General features: G+C 54.5%; 4 protein-coding genes and 1 pseudogene. 2 read left to right on the forward strand and 3 right to left on the reverse strand.

The window, feature by feature from the left end:
- The coding region (locus tag CINSTRO3249_RS12495; RefSeq protein WP_254304262.1) for a flagellar biosynthesis protein FlhF at nucleotides 1-1,360 on the forward strand (1,360 nt) is incomplete at its 5' end.
- On the opposite strand, the gene CINSTRO3249_RS16725 is transcribed toward CINSTRO3249_RS12495, so the two are convergent.
- Entirely contained in the window at nucleotides 1,328-1,561 is a 234-nt protein-coding gene (locus CINSTRO3249_RS16725; RefSeq protein WP_125933185.1) for a hypothetical protein, read from the reverse strand. The two genes, CINSTRO3249_RS12495 and CINSTRO3249_RS16725, sit on opposite strands and share 33 nt — an antisense overlap.
- Before the next feature lie 186 nt (nucleotides 1,562-1,747).
- Entirely contained in the window at nucleotides 1,748-3,787 is a 2,040-nt protein-coding gene (gene metG / locus CINSTRO3249_RS12500; protein ID WP_074013524.1) for a methionine--tRNA ligase, read from the reverse strand.
- 185 nt (nucleotides 3,788-3,972) lie between these two features.
- On the opposite strand from metG, the gene apbC reads away from it, so the two are divergent.
- Nucleotides 3,973-5,082 carry an iron-sulfur cluster carrier protein ApbC gene (gene apbC / locus CINSTRO3249_RS12505; protein WP_074013525.1) on the forward strand — a complete coding sequence of 370 codons (1,110 nt, stop codon included), beginning with the start codon at nucleotides 3,973-3,975 and terminating at the stop codon, nucleotides 5,080-5,082.
- Nucleotides 5,083-5,113: 31 nt separating this feature from the next.
- Here apbC and CINSTRO3249_RS16730 read toward each other — a convergent pair.
- Nucleotides 5,114-5,223: pseudogene (locus CINSTRO3249_RS16730) on the reverse strand (IS110 family transposase); the annotation flags it as partial.

Below are 5,223 nucleotides of genomic sequence, written 5' to 3' on the forward strand. Positions count from 1 at the left end.
CATAGGTATCTACACATTTATCGTGATACCTGTTATTACTTTGCAGAATGATTTCAACCTATCTGTTGGCGGGATTGACTCTCGCCTTACCCGCCGATATCAGACGCTGGTTAAACAGCATATGACGCCCGCGGCTCTTCTTGCTTCTGCGGTTAAAGACCTCGCAAGTGCTCAAAAATCAACTTTCGCAACTACCCAAGCTGTCTGGCGTTTTCTGAATAATAAGCGAATTAGCTTCAGTCAACTCAATGAGCCAATTATTTCGCTAGCACTTGAGCAAATTTCGCTTAGCCCGCATCCATACGCTCTCGTTGTTCATGATTGGTCACGTTTACAATTTCTTTACCATCATGCCAAATACGGACGCTTAAAAATGACGCACGGTGGCGATGTTGGATATGAACTTCAAAGCAGCTTGCTGGTTGATGCTGGCACGGGTTTGCCAATAGCGCCTCTATCTCAGACACTTACCGATGCAACCGGTTGTCATTCAACGTTGGCGGAAGGACTGTCCGAACGGCAGACACATATGGACGCCTTGACGACCGATATTGCCCGTGTGGAATCGCTTAATATAGGTAAAAAGCTGATTCATATAATTGATAGAGAGGGTGACTCTATTGGACATATGCGGACGTTGAGTACTCAAGGAATATGCTGGCTTATCCGAGGAAAAGAAGGACATGGTGCAGAGTGGCAAGGTAATTCATTGAAAATTGGTGAGATTGCTGCTCTTCTGCCATACAACGGATGCGGACAGGTAGACTGGAAAGGGAAAAAAGCTGATATGGAAATCAGTGAAACCTCGATAGTCATAACCCGAGCTGCGCAGCAGAAGCGTAAAGATAAAGAAACCGGCCGCCGCATAAAAATCCAACCTGGAGAGCCTCTGACGGTCAGATTGGTTGTTGTTCGGCTTACGGATGATCTCGGTAATGTGGTGGGACGCTGGACGCTGCTTACAAACGTTTGCAGCGAGATCACCTGCGAGGAAGTAGCTCGTTGGTATTACTGGCGCTGGAATATTGAATCATTTTTTAAGTTGCTGAAAGGTGCCGGACATGACGTAGAAACATGGCTTCAGCGCAGCGCGCCAGCCGTACTACGCAGGTTGTTAATAGCCAGTATGGCTGCTGTTCTGGTATGGCGGCTGCAACGCGCTGAAGGAGAAGAAAATGCGGCAGCCCGCCAGCTGATATGTCGCTTGTCAGGACGACAGCAAAAGCGAGGCCGCAGAGAGAGCGCTCCTGCTCTGCTCGCTGGCCTATCCATCTTGTTGAATACACTAAAATTATTATCGGAATATAGTCTGGAAGAACTTACTCATTTAGCGAGAGTTGCTCTTAAGCCTCCTCCCTGATGTGTAGATACCTATGCCATAAAGGCTGAGCAAAATGGCAAGCGTAAGACTGGCTCCCAGCACCAGGCCCGTTTGCCCGGGTGACATACCGCGCTGTTGCGAGAGAAAAATGGCCAAGAACGGCAGCGTAAGGCCGCGTCCAACGGTTAATATCAGCGAGGTAAGCAGTAACGCTTTAATTAGCGGGGGAGATCCTTTCATGACAACCCACATCCATGATGATTATGTATCGGCATTAAGGATAACGGCTTTCCGGTAAACTGAACAGCGGCGGGCGGGAATAATACCAGGCACATGAACGCAAGATAGCGCGGGGGAAAGCGGTGAGGAGCAGCGGCGATAATACCCGGACGGCGGAGGCCACCGTCCGGGAACCTACGGCACGGGTTATTTAACCGGCATGCCGGGCAGCGCACCCGCATCCGGGCTGAGCAGGAAGATATCTTTGCCGCCGGGGCCGGCGGCCATCACCATCCCTTCCGATACCCCAAAGCGCATTTTGCGCGGTGCCAGATTGGCTACCATGATCGTCAGGCGGCCTTCCAGCAGCTGTGGCTCGGGGTAGGCCGCGCGGATACCGGAGAATACCTGACGGCTGGTGCCACCGAGATCGAGCGTGAGTTTCAGCAATTTATCCGATCCTTCTACCAATTCGGCGCGCTTAATCAGCGCCACCCGCATATCCACTTTGGCGAAATCATCAAAATCAATCGTAGGGGCGATAGGATCCTCTGCCGGCGCGCCCGCCGGCGCCGCGGCCGGCGTGCCGGCTGCCGCCGCTTCCAGACGCGATGCCTCGATCACCGCCTCCACCTGGGCTGCCTCGATGCGACTGAACAGCGCCTTGAACGGACGGATGCGATGCGCCAGCAGCGGGGCTGACAGGTCGTTCCAGGTGAGCGGGGCTGCGAGAAAGGCTTCAGCCCGCTCTGCCAGCGAAGGCAGAACCGGTTTTAAATAAGTCATCAACACCCGGAACAGCTGGATGCCCATCGAACAGATAGCCTGCAAATCCGCCTCGCGGCCCTCCTGTTTCGCTACCACCCAGGGCGCCTGCTCATCGACATAGCGATTGGCCAAATCCGCCAGCGCCATGATTTCGCGGATTGCGCGGCTGGTTTCGCGGCTGCTAAAGGCATCGCCTATGGACGTTGCGGCATTCACGAAGGTGGCATACAGCGCCGGATCGGCCACCGTCGCCGCCAGTTGGCCGTCAAAGCGTTTATTGATAAAGCCGGCGTTGCGCGAGGCCAGATTGACGACTTTATTGACGATATCGGCATTGACCCGCTGGATGAAATCTTCGAGGTTAAGGTCGATATCATCAATGCGCGACGACAGTTTAGCGGCGTAGTAATAACGCAGACAGTCTGCATCCAGGTGCGCCAGATAGGTGCTGGCTTTGATGAAGGTGCCGCGTGATTTGGACATTTTGGCGCCGTTAACGGTCACGTAGCCATGCACAAACAAATTGGTCGGTTTGCGGAAGTGGCTGCCTTCTAGCATCGCCGGCCAGAACAGGCTGTGGAAATAAACGATATCCTTGCCGATGAAATGGTAAAGATCAGCCTTGGAATCCACATCCCAAAATTCGTCAAAGCTGAGGTCGCTGCGCTTTTGGCACAGGTTCTGGAACGCCCCCATATAGCCAATGGGCGCATCCAGCCAGACATAGAAATATTTGCCCGGCGCATCCGGCACTTCAAAGCCGAAGTAAGGCGCATCGCGGGAAATATCCCACTGCTGCAACCCTGACTCGAACCACTCCTGCATCTTGTTCGCCACCTGCTCTTGCAGCGCGCCGGAACGCGTCCAGGCGCGCAGCATTTCGCTGAAGGCGGGTAAATCAAAGAAGAAGTGTTCCGATTCCCGCATGACCGGCGTGGCGCCCGACACCGCCGATTTCGGATTGATGAGATCCGTCGGATTGTAGGTGGCGCCGCAGACTTCGCAGTTATCGCCGTATTGATCGGGGGAGTGGCATTTCGGGCAACTGCCTTTCACGAAGCGATCGGGCAAAAACATGGCTTTTTCGGGATCGAACAGCTGGGAAATGGTCCGCGATTTGATAAAACCGTTTTCCTTCAGACGCTGATAAATTAACGTCGACAGCTGCCGATTCTCTTCGCTGTGGGTTGAATGGTAGTTGTCGTAGCTGATGCCAAAGCCGGCAAAATCCGTCTGATGCTCCAGATTCATTTCATTGATCATCTCTTCCGGCGCAATACCCAGCTGCTGCGCCTTAAGCATGATTGGCGTGCCGTGAGCATCATCAGCACAAATGAAATAAACCTGATGGCCGCGCATTCGCTGATAACGGACCCAGATATCCGCCTGAATATGCTCGAGCATATGGCCGAGATGGATGGAACCGTTTGCGTAAGGTAACGCACAGGTTACCAATATTTTTTTCGCGACTTGAGTCATGGTAGGAATAGGCTTTTGTTAAGTGTCATAAGGGCAGTCGATGGTAACCGATAGCGATGCCTCACGTAAACAAGCGGCATGCCCGCCATCACGGCGGCGAACTTTTTTTCCGCAGTGGCGGATGAGCCCTGTTATGCTAAGGCGAATGGTCACTCATCCTCTAAACAGAACCCAAAGGAGCCGGGATGAATCCTTTAACGCCACCAACCACCCCTGAAGCGCTGCGCGAGCAAGTAAGCCGCGTGCTGGGCGCTTTCAAACACCCGACGCTGAAACGCGATTTAACCGTGTTGAAAGCGTTACATCACAGCGCGTTACTTGACGGCACGCTGCACATTGAGCTGGTCATGCCGTTTGCCTGGCAAAGCGGTTTCGCCGAGCTAAAGGAAAGCGTCAGCGCCGAGCTGCTACGCCTGACCGGCGCCACCGCCATCGACTGGAAGCTGATACACACTATCGCCACCATGAAACGGGTCAAGGACCAAACGGGGGTAAGCGGCGTGCGCAATCTGATTGCCGTCAGCTCCGGTAAAGGCGGCGTGGGCAAATCCAGCACCGCCGTCAATCTGGCGCTAGCGCTGGCGGCGGAAGGCGGGCGCGTCGGGCTTCTGGACGCGGATATCTATGGCCCCTCGATTCCGACCATGCTGGGCACCACCCACGAGCGACCCACGTCGCCGGACGGGCAGCATATGGCGCCGATTATGGCTCACGGTCTGGCGACAAACTCCATCGGCTACATGGTGACCGAAGACAATGCCATGGTCTGGCGCGGTCCCATGGCCAGCAAAGCCCTGCTGCAACTGCTCACCGATACGCTATGGCCGGAGCTGGATTATCTGATACTGGATATGCCCCCCGGCACCGGCGATATCCAACTGACGCTGGCGCAGAATATCCCGGTGACCGGCGCGCTGGTGGTGACGACGCCGCAGGACATCGCCCTGGCGGATGCGCGCAAGGGTATTGTGATGTTTAACAAAGTCGGGGTGCCGGTGCTGGGTATCGTAGAAAACATGAGCATGCATATTTGCAGTCATTGCGGCAATCTCGAAGCGATTTTCGGCACCGGCGGCGCGGAAAAGCTCGCGGAGCAGTTCCAGTGCGCGCTGCTGGGACAACTGCCGCTGCATATCAGCCTGCGTGAGGATTTGGACCGCGGCGAGCCAACGGTGGTAAGCCGCCCGGATAGCGAATTTACCGAAATTTATCGTCAGCTCGCGGGGCAGGTGGCGGCGCAGCTTTACTGGCAAGGTGAAGTGATCCCGACCGAAATTGCCTTTAAGGCCGTTTGACGGCGCCTCACGCCAGATACCGTCTTGCTCATCATGATGCAAGAGCTATATTTTCATCGAAGGGTATTCCAGATTTTAAGACACCATAAGCTAATTGGAGTAATTTTCGCATTGCCGCGCAGATGCCTACTTTACCTCCTT

It is taken from the genome of Candidatus Sodalis sp. SoCistrobi (genome assembly GCF_900143145.1).
Classification (GTDB): domain Bacteria; phylum Pseudomonadota; class Gammaproteobacteria; order Enterobacterales; family Enterobacteriaceae; genus SoCistrobi.